This is a genomic window from Tessaracoccus bendigoensis DSM 12906 (genome assembly GCF_900141915.1).
Classification (GTDB): domain Bacteria; phylum Actinomycetota; class Actinomycetes; order Propionibacteriales; family Propionibacteriaceae; genus Arachnia; species Arachnia bendigoensis.
The window spans coordinates 1-15,924 of sequence record NZ_FQZG01000057.1 but is presented as its reverse complement, the minus strand read 5'-3'; the positions used below and the strand labels follow the sequence as shown (position 1 = coordinate 15,924).

The window sequence follows — 15,924 nt, the reverse complement described above, 5'->3', positions numbered from 1 at the left end:
TCAGCTCGTCGACTTGCTCCCAAGTCGGGTTAACTTGCTACGGTCTTGAGTGCGATGATGAGAATTATGCTTATGAGAAGCAGCTCGCCAACCAAAGTGCTTTTGCATGTGTTTGGAATATGTGGCTAATGGAAGGTTATGTCAATGCGCAATAGCGGAGAAGTGAAGAGATGAGAATGAAGCGAGATGCAGAGGGATGTCGGAATAGGAGTTCGTCTTTGCGCGGCCTGATTGATCGCATTCAGCCGCACCGTGTGAGGATGGTTGGTCTCGCGATTCTTTCACTCTTGGGAGCGTCGGGCGAGATCGGCTTCATTCTTCTCGTGACTTCGCTGGCGGTGGCGTTCTTGGGGGGCGGGGAGAATGTCTCCATGGTTCTTGGGGTCTCGCTGGACTCCAGTGGAGCATTTGCCCTAGCTGGTGTCCTATTGGTCGTTAGGACCTTGGGTAATCTTGGTGCCGTGCAGGTCTCGGCGGGGCTGGTGGCGTCTGTTACTACGTACGAGCGTGACCGGCTCGCTCGATCCTACCTTATGACGAGTTGGGCGGTCCAGCAGGCTTCGCAGAGCGGGCGACTTCAGGAACTTATGACTTCGTTCATCAAACGGACGACGGAGACTGTAGCGACGGTGGCGCATGGTGTCACTGCTACAATCAGCCTATTGGCCTTCGTGATTGCGGGCTTCGTTGTGGATCCGCTCTCCGCTGCAGCAGTTGTTGGGGGTCTCGCCCTTGCCTCATTGGTTCTCGGGCCCTTTCGTCGAGGCCTGCGTCATCGAGCTGATAGGCATGCCCAGGCGGATATTCAGTTTGCAAAAGGGGTCGCAGAAGTCGGTGGCCTAGGACTCGAAATGAAGGTCTTTGGAGTAGAATCAGCGTTTATTGAACGGCTTGGACTCCTCATTCGAGACGCTAGCAACGCCCAGCGGCGAACGAATGTTTTGGTCAACGGCTTACCGCATCTGTATACCTCGTTGCTTTATGCCTTCATGCTGGGAGGTCTCGCAATCGCATTCATGATGAAGGCGTCAAATCCCTTGGCCTTGAGTTCGCTGGTGCTCCTCATGCTTCGCTCCATGAGCTATGGTCAGCAAATGATGTCGTCCCTGGCGACTATAGCGGGAAACTTGCCGTTTATCAGAAGCGTGGATGACGCTATCCAGCAGTATGTGATGGATCGCGCCCCGCGAGGTGAGGCTAGGCCGAAGTCGGTCGCGCCTCTCTGTTTGAATGCAATCGATTTTGCCTATCCTGGCGGCGAGCAAGTCCTCTCCGGCGTCACCATCTCCCTGGCAAGGGGTGAAATTCTGGGAATCATTGGGCCGTCCGGTGCCGGCAAGTCGACTATCGTTCAACTGTTGTTGGGGCTAAGGCAACCGACGGGTGGTGTTCTGCGAGTCGGGGGCGTAAGCATGGACCTTGTGGATAGGGACTGGTTGGCACGTAAGGTTGCGTTCGTGCCACAAGAGCCGCGTTTACTCGCCGGGTCCATCGGCGATAATGTCAGGTTCATGCGTGAGGGGATCACTCTGGAGAAGGTCGCGGCGGCCTGTGTCGTTGCTGACCTGATGGATTTGGTGAGTGAACTGCCAGATGGCCTTGAAACCTTTGTCGGTGAGGAGGGGGGTCGACTTTCCGGCGGGCAGCGACAGAGGGTCGCCATTGCCCGGGCTATCGCGGGTGATCCTGAGGTGTTGGTGTTGGATGAACCTACGTCCGCACTTGATCCTCAGAGCGAAATCGCAATTCGTGCTGCTCTCGATCGGCTTCGCGGAAGAATGACGATTGTTCTCATTGCGCATCGTATGTCGACGGTTGGTATCTGTGATAGGATAGCGGTCATTGAGAATGGGACTATATCGGCCTGTGAGAGGCCTGGACTGCTCTCGGAAGCGAGCGATTTCTACAAGAGGTCACTCGCAGCATCGGCCGAGAAATAGGCCGGTCGAATAGGGGCGGAGGTTCGTGGCGCGAACGTCGTTCGAGGCGCGAGAGTAGAGTATGCAAGACGTGGTGGGTAGTTGCGGGACGGGGTCATGAATAGTGAGTTGAATGAGGCTGCGCCGACGGTCAGTGTGGTTGTGCCTGTATATGGGGTGGAGGACTACCTGCAAGAGTGCATTGAAAGTGTATTGTGCCAAACGCATGAATCTCTTGAGCTGGTCTTGGTTATCGACGGGTCGCCGGACGGATCCCTGGAGATTGCTGAGTCATACGCACAAAGCGACTCCCGAGTGGTTGTGATCTCGCAGGCGAATCAGGGCGTTTCGTGCGCCTTGAATACAGGCCTTCGCCGGGCATCTGGTGAGTATGTCATGTTCCTCTCCGGGGATGACTTTTGGGTTGAACCGGATGGGTTGCGGATTCTGCTGGAAGAAGCGCAAGAAGTTGAGCAAGTGGATGTCATCATTTTCGATTCGCTGTTCTATGATGATGCCAGTCGTGATGTAAGGCCGGCAGATGTCCCATGGGTCCAGGGTGAATTGCGTGGGAGGTCGAACTGGTTCGTTCTACCGTACATGATGGCGAAACGTGATGTTCGACCTAGTGCGTGCATGAAGGTCATGCGACGAGAGTTTCTTATTGCTAATGATCTCTTGTTTCGACCTGGTGTCCATCATGAGGACATTGAATGGTTCATGCGCCTCGTCTGTGTCCCGGCCCGTTATAGTTACGTCCCCACCGCGATGTATGCCTACCGGCAGGGCAGGCCGGGGCAAGCGAGCCGAAGCGTCCCTGTGGAAGCGCTGATCGGGCAGATCGAGTTCGTATTGGAGGCCTTTGGGCGTGCCCGGCGAAATGGTTTGATCTGGACATCGGAGTTCTCGAAGGCCTATGCGGATTACTGCGCGTCTCGGTACGCCAATTCGCTAATCATCTCGGGAGGCCTGGGCCGTCACGAACGAAATCGTGTGAAGGAGGCTTTGCGGTCGGGGCGTTTCGTGTTGGAGAACGATGGCTATTGGCAAGGCAAGTGGGTGAGGAGATGCGTGTCAATCGTGGGTGTCTCGTTGGCGACTCGGCTTCTCTACCTCTATAGTTCTTGGAGGGAACGCGCTCGCGGACGTAAGTTGGGGGCGATGTCAAGGCGAGGAAGCGACATGACCGGTGACAAGTAGTCGTTCGAAGACATCGCTGGGTGTGAGGAACCTGAGGCTTTGACGGGGACGGTCGGTGAGCTCGCCGGCGATGGCATTGAGGTAGGGCTGGTGGCTGGTGATCCTCCGGAGAGCCTCGGCCTACAGCGGACATTGCGACGAATGGGTGGGGGCTCGAAGGCCAGCCCTCCTGGAATGCTCGCAGTAACCTGAATGCCCTCCTGTACTACAGGGAGTACTCGAACGTCGAGGCCAAGTGCCAGAGCCAGGAGAGTGCCGGCTGGACAGTGGCGTCGGAGCTTTGTTGGCATTATGTGGGCGCTTCGGGGCAAACGTGGGAACTTGACATGTCACGCGTTATCGACCGTGAGCGGCCGCTGTGGGCGATGTATGAGTGGCAGCTGAGGAACGCCGTTACCAGCAACCTGGACTCGATGAAGGCCGTCGACCCAGGATCTTCCAGAGCATTCACGTGGGGGACGGGCTGGTTCGCCTATGAAGCGACGAATCCGCTGACGGACACATATCAGGCACTACGGAACTTTGGCATCGCGCAGAAGGGCGATATCTGGGTCGGACCCATGGACAGCACCGGCGATCAGCCTGGTCAGATTCGGTATCGGTCCTTCGCTACCGATCGGTATGACTTCGACTTCCCCTACGTGGATGAGATCGTAATCGCCCGCGCCGGGCTGGCGAACCCCTTGATGTTCACGGTCAGACAGACCTCGTTGTCTACGAGACGAGCCTGATCAGCCTGGACCCGCAGAAGATTCCCTTCGAGTTCTAGCCTCGATCTTTCATGACGACCCCGTGTGGCTGATCGTCGCCTGTAGCGTCGATGTGGAGCTGATTCTCGCAGGTAGGTGTGACGAGTCACCGCGTGTCGTTCGCGGTGGGCGGGTATCCAGGAAGGGCAGGAGCGGATCTGGAGTCGTGTGAAGGCGTCGAGGATTAGCTCGGCCCAGGGCCCGGACTGGGGCGGCCATGGTGCTGGCTGGGAGGAGCCGCGGCGTAGTGGGCGTACGGGGCCCAGGACAGCGGGTCGGGGCCCGTGGCCGGGTCGAGACGCAGAGCAGAGACAGCCTCGTCGAGCGCGTGCGGAATGGTCCTCGCAATCTCATCGGGCTCCGCGTTGAGCGCCGTGTAGAGCGACTTGGCGACAACCACTGCGGAGGTGTCACGAACGGGCATCATGGTCGCCACGACGTCAGGGAAGCCCGCATTGTGCGCGGCGGCCGCCGTATGGAGCGACTCGTTCGGCAGGCCACGGGCGCCACGTGCGGAATCGCAGGTGAGCAGAACCGCCAGTTCGCCGTCGTCTGAATGGGCTGCCGCGAGGTCGCCCAGCGTGAACAGTCCGTCCGCCACTGAGAATCCGGCGCGGAGTAGGTCCTCATCAGAGCGGACGCCGTGACCGGCGATATGCAGGAAGCGACAACGCGGCACCGCGCTGTGTAGCGCCGCGAGGGTGGCGTCCGTGTCGTTCAGTGCCGTGATGGGGATGTTGGGTAGCGACTGCCGTGCAGCCGCAAGTTCAGGCTCGAGGTGAACGAGCGGTGCCTTCGGCGAATCCACGCTGACGTAGAGAAGGTGCCCGTCACGCTCTTCCGTCGACCGGCCTTCAGGGGACAGCGGAAGAACGCTCGAAACGTACGAGGACAACGCCCGGTCTTGAAGAGCCACCGCCCAGGTGGGTCTTGCCTTCACGTGGGGCGAGGTGCGGGGATGGCGTCCAGCCGCGTGGATGGGAAGCAGCGCGAAGGAGCCCACCGGCGACCACCACAGGTGTGGCCGTTCACCCCCGGTGTCCCCGAGCGCTGCCAGGACTGGGGCGGCGACGGCCTCCCAAAGCCAGTCGAGGCAGTCGAACACGCCGTGCGTTGCCGTGCGTTCGCGCAGCGGGTCAGACGTGTCGTCGCCGAAGCCCTCGATGGCTTTGAGAAGCGAGGCAGCCTGAGCGTCCAACTGGTCCTGGGACGCCAGCGGCAGCGTGACCACGGTGGGTTCGACGCCTTCCCGGAGGAGTAGCGCCCGGGAGGCATCCTCCCCAGGGATGAGCAGGATGACGACACCCTCGAACGACATGGCCGCGTAGTCCGTGGGAGACGGGACAGGGGAGTTCAGGCTCTCGCCCTGATCATGGGCTGCCAGACGTGCCTGCTCACGACGGAGGCGCTTGTCGACGTCTGCACCATCCGACGGCGTGGAGAGCGAGTTCGACAGCGTGAGGAGGCCCGGATCGTCCAGGTGCCTGCCCAGCGAACTGACTGCCAGATCCTGGCGCCACACCACCGATCGCACATGGTCGGCCCACGCCACTGCCGTCCAGGGCTGCCCGACGGAGACGGCGAAGGTGAGCGCGTGTTGCAGGGTGCTGTTCATCTGTTGGAGAAGTTCGAGGCGTTCTGGGACGGAGAGCCCGATCCACGCCACCTCGGTGGTGAGCCCGACGGCGAGGGCGTAGGCCCGCAAAGCGTCGTCAGGGACGGCGTAACGCTCGGCGTCTTCGGCCCATCGGACCGCTTGGCGGAACCGGTCGGCCGCCGGAATCATGGTGAGGGCCGCGGCCCGCTGTTGAACCGCAAGGATCTCCGCGGGATCGACGGCGCCGGGGGCCAGCACATTGCGCCAACGCAACGCCTCGGCGAGATTGTCCAAGGTTGGCAGCAGCCGCGCCTCGCTGTTCCCGGCAGCCTCGATCGCCTCTGTGCAGCGCGCAACGGCGCGAAGACAATCCCTGTGGGCCTCAGGACGATTGCCGAGCTCGTGGTGCATGACGGAGCGGCGTCGAAGCGCATCGGCATGGTTGGAGATGCGAGGGGCGCGATCCGGGTGGCCTGCCGGGAGCAGTGCCACCGACCGTTCCAGATGGGTCAGCGCCTCGGTCACATCCTCGACTCTTCCGTCCGTGACGCCGCGTGATTCCAGCGCGAGCCCGAGATTGGTGGCGTAGCTGGACACCTCCCAAGGCGTTTGTCGAGGTGCGGCAACCACCTGCTCGTAGGTGCTGATCGCGCGCTCCAGGTCGTCGCGTTCCCTGAAGAGTTCGTAGCGCTCCATGAGCAGGTTGCCGAGGTTGTTGGCGTGAACGGGCCACGTCGTCCAGTGTGGCTCCGTGGCGATGACGGCGCTCTCAGCCCAATCCACAGCCTCAGCCAGGTCATCGTCGTTGCCGGCGTCCTTGTACCGGGCCAGCAGGGCAGTCGAAAGATCGTGCTGACGTTCGGGAACCCGTTGACGGATGGCCTCTGACGCCTCCAATGCCTCCCGGTGGTGGCTGATGGCCAGGTCGAGTTGAGCGCGGTCGGCGAACTCGTCATACAGGTCCGAGCGCATGACGCCGAGGCTCGTCAGGTAGCTTGCCCGCGAAGGGTCACCCACCGGGGCGAGGCTGACGGCCTTCTGCGTCATCCGGACAGCCCTGGTCAGGTCCTTGCGGCGGCCGCGCAGGAGGAACCGGTCCCTCAGGAGATTGGCGGTCGCCATGAGAGCGGCCGCCCTGTTCGGACCCCGCTTGCCCAGAATCCGGAGCGCGCGTTTGCCTGCCTGGACGCCCTCGGTGAGGTACTCCTCCTCCCCGAGCCGGTCGTAGGCCTCGTGGCAGGTCGTGGCGATGTTGATCAGGTCGAGGGCCCGGGAAGCGGTGCCGGGTTCCGCGAGGCGTGCCCCGTCGCGATAGAGGCCAAGGGCGGTCGTGAGAAGGCCGATGTCGTTTCGTCGATGCGCGCACTCGACAAATACCTTGGCCGAGTTCGTCAGCACGAATGGCCTGTCTGGATGGTCTATGGCCGTATCGGCCAGAAGGCCGGTCGCTATGTCTTCTGCTTCGCCGAGCGTCGACTCGTCGTCGGTGAGCTGCGTCCACCTGACGAGGAGGGGAAGGAGATCGGCAGCCACACCGGGAGCATCCGGGTGCTCGGCGCCGATGATGCTCAGGACTGCGCGCTGCTCGACGATGGCCTGCCGGAGGTGCTGAAGGTCTCCGGTCGCCTGGTGCAGAGCGATGAGTGCGGCGGTCAGGCTGTAGAAGCACCGGGCGCGTTCCTCCGGATCGCCCGGCCCCGCAGCGGCGAGCCGCCCGTGATGCACCGCGCGCTGGAGATCCTCGACGGAGGGTTCACCGAGCGAGTCAGAGAGCAGGACGTCGGTGAGAGTGGAGTGGCACGCGGCTGCTTGAACGCCGTCGGAGGGGTCGGCGTCCTCTGCGGCGATGGCCCGTTCGAGGAGGGAGACGCAGTCCTCGCGGTCGGCGACGGACGGGGTGAGATCCAGGCGGTCGGAGACCATGCTTGCCAAGAGGAACAGCGCCCCCGCTGAAGGTGTGGGGTCGGCGTCGACAGCGGAGTGCCAGCGACGGATGGCGGCATCGAGGTCGGCAGGGTCGCGCCCACTCAGATACCTTTCGTGCAGGGCATCGGAGGCGTCCCACTGGCACCCCAGCCAGGAAGGATCAGCGGGGTCGGTCGCGTCGGCGATGGACACCAGGTCGTCAGCGTCGACGGTGTCGTCGGTGGCCTCGGCGTCTGCGTCGGGCTCCGGGATGTCCATGCGCTGGATTCTCGCAGGACGCATCGGGCGGTGTGGGAGATTTGGGTGGCAAGGAGGCGACCATGAACCGGTGGGGGAGAGCGTTGGCGGCCGTGCTGGGCCGCGATGAGGCGTCGCCGCCTCAGGAACACGACGAGAGCGCGGCGGGCGGAGGGGAACCGGGCCCCGCTGCGTCGCTCGCGGGGGCTGGCGCTGCGGGCACCCCAACAGTTCCTTACGCGGAGGTCGCCTCAGCCGAGCTGGACGCCCGGGCGGCAACGTTGCTGGCTTCCGGGGCCATCACCGTCTGGGCAACCACCGGCGTGGCGCCGTCACTACGCATGGATGGCCGTTGCCCGCGATGCGACGACGGCTTCAGCCAGACCACATCGCTGCGCTTGCCGGTGTCAAGTATCCGCGGTGAGCGAAAGGGTGCCCAGGCCGGGCCCGTATCGTCGGACTTCCTCTGCGACTGCGACGTCAGCCATCCCGGCGCGCCAGACAGTGTGCGGGGCTGCGGCGCGAGCTTCTTCCTGGCCCTCCCACCCGATCAGGGGGTCGGCGATGGATGAGCGGCCACCGCGTCCGACGCACACGGACCTGCGCGCCTACAAGCAACTCGAGAAGACGCGCCTCGAGAGCGTGCTCGCTGAGGCGAAAGTGTGGCGCAATGGGTACGCGATGCTCGCCTCGGGGGCGGGTGCCACGGTCGCGCTGGTCGGGGTCCGGCTGGGGGAGTCGACGCCGTGGGGGTGGCGCCTGGCCCTGACCGGGTTCCTGGGCGGCGGGCTGATCTTCGTCGCTTGGGCGCTGTGGCTGGTGTTGACGATCGAGGGCGGCAGGAGGAGCGCGACGATCGAGCTGCGCGAGCTGATCGCGAAGCACAACTCCTTCACTATGTACGAGGTGTGGCAGGCCGACGCCGCGCTGAAGCGTCTGGCGCGTTCCAAGTGGATGGCTGGCGTCGGTGCGTTGCTGTGCTTCCTGGGGTTGATCACGACGCTGTGGGTGCCGTCACCGGCTCCGGCGGGTGTGCCGACTGCGGTGGGGTCGGTGGCGCCGTCGGGGATCGCGCCCAGCGCCAGCCCTGCTCCGGTCGCGTCTGCGTCATCGCCATCCCCGGTGCCGACGGTGAGTTGAATGGGTGACTGGCGTGTATGAGGAGTACGGAGGGGCACCGCGATGCGCCGCCTACGACGTCGTGCTGGCAATTGAGGGGGACTCCTGGTTCGAGGGTCGCCTCGTCGATGAGGTGCAGGGAACCTATCCGGGCTACCCGTTGGCCGACGATGAGGTTACGGACGGGCTGCGATCCCGTGAGGATGAGTTGCGCAGCGGGGAGGAGACGCCGTGACGCTACGTTTCCGGTGGGACTGGGAGTCGGCTCCCGGCGTTCGCTTGGCTGAGGTGGCAGCAACCTGGTGTCGTTTGAGCATCGATCTCGACGATGCGTCAGCGACCCTGGTCGAGCAGCGCGATGGTTCGGGTGGTCCTCGCCGCAGCATTGACGTGTCGGCGTATCCGCTGGCGGAGTATCTGGCGGTCAACTGGTGGCGGATGAGCGTTCCTGCGCATCTCCAGTCGGACCACGGGGTCCGTTTCGCCGGAGCCGGTTCAGGTTTTGCGTGGCCGGATCTGACGCTTCGAAACGATCATGGGCTCATGTGGGTGACGCTTCGTTCGCGCGACAAGGCCCCGGAGAGCGTCCGCTTCCTCACCCGGGCCGAGGCCGTGCTCGATGCTGGGGCCACGCTCGAGGCGGTCGCGGGGTTCATCGACGCTACCGTGCGGAGGCTTGATGACGAGGGTGTGAAGGGCACCCTGCTCCAAGAGGAATGGGCGGCAATTCAGCAGGCTGACACGGCCGAGAGGGATTTCTGTTTGGTCGCTGCCGCATGGGGGCAGGACCCGTACGACACGCCGTCTGATGTGGCTCAGTTGATGCTTGGCGCTGAGCGGAGGATTGGGAGTGCCGAGTTGCTCGCCGACTTGGCACGCGCGGTCCCTCTCGGGCAGCTCGCAGAATCGGCAGACTGGCTCCTGGAAGCGTCGGGCGCAGAGGCGCCCCGGCGCCTGGAGATTCCGCCGCTTGGACCGCTGGATTGGTCCTCGGCTGCAGGGGTTGCGCCATGGAAGATTGGATATCAGCGAGCGCGCAGATTGAGACATCTCCTCGGGCTTGAGCCCACCGCTGAGGCTCCAATTGATGATCTTCTGACGGTCGGCCAGACGGTCTCACGCGCCCCGCTGAATATCGATGCGCTGGTTCAGGCGGATGGGGAGTCGAGCCTGTCGGTCGTGGTCGGGGCGGGAACCAGCGCCACGGCGAAGCGTTTTGCTTCCGCCCGGGTGATAGGCCGTCACGGCCTTGCTCCGGTTCGGGGTTTGTCCTTGCTCACTCGTGCCACGCAGTACACCGAGCGGGCTGAGCGGGCGTTCGCTGCGGAACTGCTCGCCCCTGCTGACGGCATCGCCGAGTTGCTGGATGGGGACTACTCAGAGGACGCGTTGCAGCGGGCGGCTCAGCATTTCGGGGTCAATCCGATGCTTGTGCAGCACCAGGTTGAGAACCAGGTCGCCGCCTGAGCGCGAGTTGACCACCGCCCAGACGAATCCGTTTTCAAGCACTACGGCGTCGCCGATGCATCGCTGGGTCGGCGGTTGGCTGCTGTTCTGGCCTGAAGTCGTCGCAGTGCTGCCGAGCGACGCTATCGTCTGGTCAGTGGCACGTCAGATGGGAGGCGGGTGATGTGATGGCCGTCTTCTCGGAGCGGGATCTGTCAAAGTCGCTCTACGAACTCTGGATCTTGGCTGGGAAATCGCTTGCCTCTGATCCTGGTTCGGCCCGCCAAACGGTGACGCCTATGCTGACACGCTTGCCCAAGCCTGGGCCTGCCGCTCTGCGCGCGCGGTATTACGTCCTGAAGAACCTGTCGCACGGCTCTACTCCGGAGTGGTTTGAAGTCCCGTGGCCGCGCTGGGGGCGCCAGATCGAACTGGTTCCCCTTGGGGAGCGTGCTCTGGCCGAAGGTGATGTCGGTGCATCAGAGGCACTGTTCAGGGAACTGGAAACGATGGGTCGTTCGCCTGGCGGCCATCCGGTCGTGTTGGTCGATGCGCTCGTCGGGCTTGGCGACGTGGAACGGACCCGGGACAACACCGGCGCGGCCTCAGATATGTATGACGAAGCCGAGCGCGTGGCGCGGGAGAACGGAATGGGTCTCGGACGGCTCCGTGCGCTCGTCCCCTGGCTGTTCCTGCAACGACGCGGACGGTCAGCCGAGGAACTCATGCACGTCGTCGACCTGTGTGAGGAGTTGGCCAGGGGCCTCGACGATGCGATGTATCTCGCCAATACCTACCTCGTTCGAGCCGAGATCCTGACGGCTAACGGCGACCTTGCGGGCGCGGTCGAAGCAACGGATCGGGCGGCTGAGCTGTTCGGCGACCACCCCGTCGCGCTTCCAGGGCTGTATGTGCGGCTCGCCGATGCTTTCCGGATGGCCGAGGACCCTGATGGGCTGCGGCGCTCAGTGCTCAAGGCGTTGGAAACCCTGCGGCGCGTCGACCAGCCGACGGAGAGGGCAGCAGCGCTCGACCTGCTCGCGACCGGGCGGCTGTTGGCAGGGCAGTGGGACTCTGCCCGTGTAGCGGCGGCTGCTTCGGCTGCTGTTGCGCATCAGGTCGGTGACGGACGTGGTGTGGCGTACGCGAATATGACGCTTTCCCAGATTGAACGCAAGGCTCACAATCTCGAGGCGGCCCTCGACGCGCGTGAGGCGGCCACCAGATACTTCGACGGTCGGGAAGACAGCCTTGGCTCACTGGCCTATTGCCTCACCGAGAAGTCCGAAGTGCTTGAGGCGCTCGGGCGGCGGGATGATGCGGCGGCGGATGTGCGAGGTGCGCTGACAGCCTTGGAGAGCTTGCGCTGCGTTCAGAGCCGACCTTCTGCGCAGCAGGAGTATCGACGCCGGTTTGCTCAGATCTATAGGCGCGGCCTTCGAATGGCGTGCCGGATAAGGGACCCAGTCCTGTTCGTTTCTGTCTTCGAAGGCCTCTGGGGGAGGCGGCTGGTTGGTCTTACCACAGGCGCCGGTCCCCGGCTCGGTGACGACGCGATCCTGAGGACGCACCTGCTCGCGCAGGCCAAAACGGCGGACAATAGCCTCGCCGAGGCGGACGGTTCCCCAACTCAACGCCTACTCGGCAGGACGGCGTTGCGAAGCGCGCTCCCCGGGATGATCGAGGATGGAACCGGAACCGCAATCGCCTCGCTTTCGACCCCCTACGACCACGCCCTGGCCAAGACGCACCTCGACGGAGTGCCACCTGGCACCGCCGCCCTACTTCTCGCGCCGGTTCCGGAGAGGCCGCTGCGCTACTTCGCCCTGCTGGTCGACGCCGACGGTGAGGCGTGTTGCGACGAGTATGCGATGCCTGAGGAGGTTAGATCAGCCCTCAACGACTGGCGCTCGCAGCCGCTGCTCGATCATCTCGACAGCTTGGGTCCGTTGACCAATCTCCTCCCTGAGCAACTGGATAGGCTCCCCGAGGGAACGCCTCTGTTGATCGTCCCGCTTGAGGAACTATGGCCCCTGCCCTGGGCGGCGATACCCCTTGGCAACGGCGATGTGCTGGGGGCGCGCTTTCCGCTGCGAATCTGCCCGTCACTCGCCCTCGCTGCCGCAATGCGTGAGCGTCCTACGGGCTGGCCTCGCGAGACGCGCAAGTGGGTCGGCCCGAACGTCCAGGCACAACTGCTGGACGGAGTCTCCGGCGAACGGTGCGAATCGGCAAGTGCCGCGCTGGCCATGCTGCTCGACGGTCAACTTGGCCAGGACCTGATCATCGTTGCTCATGGAGTCCCGCTGCAGGCTCTGGGGCACTTCCTCGACCTGGGGGAAGGGCTGCTTCTCACGCCGTTTGAAGCGATGCGCGCCAAGCCGGGTGGACGCGTGGCGCTGATCTCCTGCTGGAGCGCATTCGTGCCTGAGGAGCAATCGGGTGACCCGTTGACCGTCGCCACCATTCTGCAGGCTCGAGGCGCGGCGTCGGTGCTCGCCACATCCGATGAACTGAGCGACGATCCGATCGGAGCGCATTTCGTTGACTCACTACTCGAGGCTGGCCAGACTATGGACTGGAGCCACGCATTGCGTGCGACGATCCTGGCCAACATCGGCTTTCCGGAGTTTCGTGGACGGCTCCGTCGCTGGGCACCGATCCGAGTCTTGGGAGCGTGGTAGCAATGGTGGAGTATCGACCTGGGGCCACTCCGGAAAGCCGGTGGACCAAACGTGCCCACGAGTTGCAGTTGCAGGGGAGGATTGACGCCCGAATCATGGTGTCGGGAAAGAGCCGTCGACTCGTGGCCGTGGTCGAGTGCCCGCGCTGTGCCGGGATCTTCTCGATTGATGTTGACTCAACTGCGGTCGTCGTCGGTGGTGGGTACCTAGGTGATAGGCACGTAGGGGAGCTGTCTCCTCCGATTGCGCCTGCCCCTAAGAATGACGATGTGGTTGCCGAAACGATCCGCTGCGCTGGCCCACCCGTTGATGGGACGCCTGAAGGGGATAAGGGGTGCGGGGCGGCGTTCAAGATATGGGCACACGTGGATTGGTCGGGGAGCAAGTGATGCCAACACAGGAGCCGAGAGACGGCGGTTGGCTACCTTCGGAGCCGCCTCCCACCCCGACCGCGGCTGAGGTGCTTGCTGAGGAGCAGTGGGCAGAGTTCACCGAAATGTCGGCGAGTGAGGTGGCTGGTTCTGCAACCAGATGGCAGGAGGGCATGGCCGCCCTGACGAGCGCACTGGCCGCCGGAATCCTCATCGCCAACGCGCCCGACGCTTCAGCTCTCGATCCAGAATGGCGCGCGTGGGTGCTTTTGGCGGTCATCGTTGCAGCACTGGGTGGGCTCGTCGGTTTGGGATGCGTGCTCACCGCTTCAGCCGGCGTGCCGACGACGATTACGCGGAAACAGTTCGAGGCGAGCTACATCACCGTCGAGGAGTTCCGTCGGCAGAAGATGCGCAGGATCGCGTGGCTAATCCGAGTGGCGCAGTTCGCCGTCGTCGGGAGCGTCATGGCCACGATCTGCGCGGCAGTCCTGCTATGGGTGGCACCCGGGGAGGAACCAATGCTCAACGTGCAAACCGGTGATGGCTCAAGCTGCGGTGCCGTCGAGTCGGCCGACGGCGGCGAGATCTGGCTGCAGGTGCGTGGGGAGAAGAGCCCGCGCGTAATCCCGTTGCATGATGTGACCAATCTTTCGGTTGTGGGCAGTTGCTGACACGCTGACGCAGACCCTGATGGCTTGGACATGGCCGTGTGCGGAGCCCGAGTGCCCGTCGGCTTCCTCGCCTGATAATCTCGTTTGCGCGTGGCGATAGCCCGCAGGAAACCCCGCACCGGGAGAGACATCTTGGATCTCGTGCAGCTTTGGGCATTGGCCCGACGAAACTGGCTCACACTACTGCTCGCAACGATCTTGGGTGTCGCGGTGGGAGCAGGTATCTCCTACCTGCAACCCACCCTCTACTCGGCCACCTCCGTCGGATACGTGGTGGTCGGCAACTCCAGCACCGAGAACGCCGGTGCCCGCAACCCCGCGGCCGAGAAGGCCGCTACCTACCTTCCGCTGGCGGAGAGTCGGTCCGTCGCGGAGACGGTGGCGCAAGAACTTGGTGTGCAGTCTGGGGAAGTGTCGCTTGATGCGAAGAACGACGGCGTCATCTTCGAGATCACCGCGCAGGCGCCGACCGCCGAGGGCGCGAGGCTGATGGCCGACGCGGGCATCCGTGCCACGTCGGTCGCTGCCAATGAGTTGGAGACCATGACGGTCACAGGGGAGCCGACGGACCAGCTAGTTGTGAAAATCGCCCCAGTCGAGCCGGCGCTGACGCCGTCGCGGCCCACGTCGCCGAACTGGGCCAGGAACCTGGCGCTCGGGCTCGCGCTCGGCCTGCTGTGCGGGTTCGGTGCCGTGGTGCTGCGCCGAAGCCTGGACCGTCGGGTCCGGCAGGCTGATGAGGTGGAGGAGCTGACGTCTGCCACCGCTCTTGGTGTCGTTCCGACCGCAGTTGAGCTGGCCAGCGGCGTCAGCCTCGTCAACGACTCGGGCACGGCCGCTGAGGCGCTGCGCCAGTTGCGCACCAACCTGCGTTTCGTGAGCGTCGACACCCCGGTACGCAGCATCGTCGTCACATCGCCGAGCCAGGGGGAGGGTAAGTCCACCATCGCGATGCAACTCGCGGCCCTCCTAGCGGAGTCGGGCGAGCCGACCGTGCTCATCGACGCGGACCTGCGGCGCCCCCGCGTCGCGCAACTCTTCGGGATCGACGGCGCGGTCGGCCTCACGCAGGTGGTGGCCGGTTCCCTGACCGTGGCCGATGCCTTGGTGTCGACGTCGCAACCGAACCTGTCCGTCCTGCCTGCGGGGCGGATTCCTCCGAACCCGAGCGAGATCGTCGGGTCGAAGCGGATGGCGGACTTGATCGCGCACCTCTCCGAAACCCACCTGGTGATCATCGACGCGGCGCCCCTGCTGCCGGTCGCCGACGCCGGACTGGTCTCCGCCGTGTCGGACGGGGTGCTCCTGGTGGTGCAGCACGGCAAGACACTCAGGGAGCAGATCGCGTTGGCGACCCGCAACCTCGACAACGTCGACGCCGCGCTGCTCGGGTTCGTCATGAACCAGGTGCCGAAAAAGGACCTGGGGGCCGCCGCGTTCGGATACGGGTACAGCGGCGCCAGCCCGCGCTATTACTACGCTGAGGACGATGGGCGGAGGAGACCGGCGGCCGAGGTGAGCGGGGCGCGGCAGGGTCGTGGTCGCTCGCAGTCGACACCGCGTCCGCGACGCGTGGCGGCTGACGACCAGAGAGTCGAGGTTGTTGACGCGTCGGCCGATGCCGTCGTGATGGAGCCGGCCTCGACGCAGCTTTGACCGGTTGGCGGGAGCCGGGCGCTGCGTCGATCCTGCGCTCCATCTCGGCCGTGATCTCCGCGTGCTGGCCGTTGTGCCCCGGCACATCAAGGAACTCGAGGAGCACACTCGTGTCGATGAACTGCACGGTGCGCATGTCAACCCACCCAAAGAGAGCGGAGGCTGGACTGCTTCGCGGCGACATCCACAGAGCCGGGCCGTAGCCTGTCGTGGGTCGCGCTCGCGCCCAGCGAATCCTTTCTGGAGCATCCTCGCCCGTGTGATCATGCGGGCAGGATGCTTCCCAGACGACACCACCTTCGTCAGCCTCGAACGATAACCGGCACTCAACGTGCAACCGAACCGC

General features: G+C 64.1%; 11 protein-coding genes. 10 read left to right on the top strand and 1 reads right to left on the bottom strand.

Annotated elements, in window-relative coordinates; genetic code table 11:
• The first annotated feature begins 260 nt into the window (after positions 1–260).
• The 3 genes from BUC15_RS13715 to BUC15_RS13705 all read left to right on the top strand — a co-directional run bounded on the left by BUC15_RS13715 (position 261) and on the right by BUC15_RS13705 (position 3,850).
• Positions 261–1,940, top strand: coding sequence for an ABC transporter ATP-binding protein (locus BUC15_RS13715; RefSeq protein WP_175558341.1), 1,680 nt, complete (start codon positions 261–263; stop codon positions 1,938–1,940).
• Between the two features lie 96 nt (positions 1,941–2,036).
• The gene (locus BUC15_RS13710; protein ID WP_073189264.1) at positions 2,037–3,119 is read left to right on the top strand and encodes a glycosyltransferase; all 1,083 of its coding nucleotides are present in this window, start codon (positions 2,037–2,039) and stop codon (positions 3,117–3,119) included.
• Positions 3,120–3,445: 326 nt separating this feature from the next.
• The gene (locus tag BUC15_RS13705) at positions 3,446–3,850 is read left to right on the top strand and encodes a hypothetical protein (protein WP_139280276.1); all 405 of its coding nucleotides are present in this window, start codon (positions 3,446–3,448) and stop codon (positions 3,848–3,850) included.
• Positions 3,851–4,052: 202 nt separating this feature from the next.
• Here BUC15_RS13705 and BUC15_RS13700 read toward each other — a convergent pair whose 3' ends face one another.
• The gene (locus BUC15_RS13700; RefSeq protein WP_073189259.1) at positions 4,053–7,649 is read right to left on the bottom strand and encodes a CHAT domain-containing protein; all 3,597 of its coding nucleotides are present in this window, start codon (positions 7,647–7,649) and stop codon (positions 4,053–4,055) included.
• 62 nt (positions 7,650–7,711) lie between these two features.
• Here BUC15_RS13700 and BUC15_RS13695 point away from each other — a divergent pair, with 62 nt between their 5' ends.
• The 7 genes from BUC15_RS13695 (at position 7,712) to BUC15_RS13665 (ending at position 15,578) form a co-directional block, all read left to right on the top strand.
• Entirely contained in the window at positions 7,712–8,200 is a 489-nt protein-coding gene (locus BUC15_RS13695) for a hypothetical protein (protein WP_073189256.1), read from the top strand.
• Positions 8,193–8,768 (top strand): hypothetical protein, encoded by a 576-nt coding sequence (locus tag BUC15_RS13690; protein WP_073189254.1) that lies wholly within the window; start codon positions 8,193–8,195, stop codon positions 8,766–8,768. The genes BUC15_RS13695 and BUC15_RS13690 overlap by 8 nt, the downstream gene beginning before the upstream one ends.
• A 13-nt stretch (positions 8,769–8,781) precedes the next feature.
• On the top strand, positions 8,782–8,982 hold the full coding sequence (locus BUC15_RS13685; RefSeq protein WP_073189252.1) for a hypothetical protein: 201 nt from the start codon (positions 8,782–8,784) through the stop codon (positions 8,980–8,982).
• Entirely contained in the window at positions 8,979–10,214 is a 1,236-nt protein-coding gene (locus BUC15_RS13680) for a hypothetical protein (protein ID WP_073189249.1), read from the top strand. Before BUC15_RS13685 ends, BUC15_RS13680 begins: the two co-directional genes overlap by 4 nt.
• 290 nt (positions 10,215–10,504) lie before the next feature.
• A complete protein-coding gene (locus tag BUC15_RS13675; protein WP_139280275.1) occupies positions 10,505–12,877 on the top strand; it encodes a hypothetical protein in 2,373 nt (790 codons plus the stop codon).
• A 388-nt stretch (positions 12,878–13,265) separates the two neighbouring features.
• Positions 13,266–13,922 (top strand): hypothetical protein, encoded by a 657-nt coding sequence (locus BUC15_RS13670; RefSeq protein WP_139280274.1) that lies wholly within the window; start codon positions 13,266–13,268, stop codon positions 13,920–13,922.
• Positions 13,923–14,063: 141 nt separating this feature from the next.
• On the top strand, positions 14,064–15,578 hold the full coding sequence (locus BUC15_RS13665) for a tyrosine-protein kinase domain-containing protein (RefSeq protein WP_073189243.1): 1,515 nt from the start codon (positions 14,064–14,066) through the stop codon (positions 15,576–15,578).
• The last annotated feature ends 346 nt before the right edge of the window (positions 15,579–15,924 follow it).

Coding starts and splice junctions, on each gene's coding strand:
- BUC15_RS13715 (WP_175558341.1), top strand. CDS start 261: ATGGTTGGTCTCGCGATTCTTTCACTCTTGGGAGCGTCGGGCGAGATC.
- BUC15_RS13690 (WP_073189254.1), top strand. CDS start 8,193: ATGGATGAGCGGCCACCGCGTCCGACGCACACGGACCTGCGCGCCTAC.
- BUC15_RS13700 (WP_073189259.1), bottom strand. CDS start 7,649: ATGGACATCCCGGAGCCCGACGCAGACGCCGAGGCCACCGACGACACC.
- BUC15_RS13670 (WP_139280274.1), top strand. CDS start 13,266: ATGCCAACACAGGAGCCGAGAGACGGCGGTTGGCTACCTTCGGAGCCG.
- BUC15_RS13695 (WP_073189256.1), top strand. CDS start 7,712: ATGAACCGGTGGGGGAGAGCGTTGGCGGCCGTGCTGGGCCGCGATGAG.
- BUC15_RS13705 (WP_139280276.1), top strand. CDS start 3,446: ATGTCACGCGTTATCGACCGTGAGCGGCCGCTGTGGGCGATGTATGAG.
- BUC15_RS13710 (WP_073189264.1), top strand. CDS start 2,037: ATGAATAGTGAGTTGAATGAGGCTGCGCCGACGGTCAGTGTGGTTGTG.